Source organism: Citrobacter sp. R-1.5.2 (genome assembly GCF_035064245.1).
In the GTDB taxonomy this organism is placed as follows: domain Bacteria; phylum Pseudomonadota; class Gammaproteobacteria; order Enterobacterales; family Enterobacteriaceae; genus Citrobacter.
In genome coordinates, this window is the sequence record NZ_JASEYC010000122.1 from 1 (window position 1) to 234 (window position 234).

Consider the following 234-nt stretch of genomic DNA (forward strand, 5'->3'; position numbering starts at 1 on the left):
AGGGTGAACTGATCCATGAGTTTTTCATTAACGGCGAGTACCGCAACACCATCCGCATGTGCCTGTTCCAGCACCAGTATCTGGCCGAGCACAAAACGTCCGGGCCGTCCCTGCTGAAGCCGACGGCTCAGTAATAATCGATACGGTTTTTAATGGTGTAGTGGCGGGTCAGCGGCGGCTGGACGCTTTCATCGATCACCTGCAGCTCACAGCTCAGCGGATTGTCGTGATCGT

The 234-nt window shown here is 55.1% G+C and carries 1 protein-coding gene and 1 pseudogene; one reads left to right on the top strand and one right to left on the bottom strand.

The genetic code is table 11. The features are described from left to right. A pseudogene (locus QMN38_RS26880) lies at positions 1–134 on the top strand (spermidine acetyltransferase); the annotation flags it as partial. Here QMN38_RS26880 and QMN38_RS26885 read toward each other — a convergent pair. Next, the coding region (locus QMN38_RS26885) for a YnfC family lipoprotein (RefSeq protein ID WP_114119501.1) at positions 128–234 on the bottom strand (107 nt) is incomplete at its 5' end. The pseudogene QMN38_RS26880 and the gene QMN38_RS26885 sit on opposite strands and share 7 nt — an antisense overlap.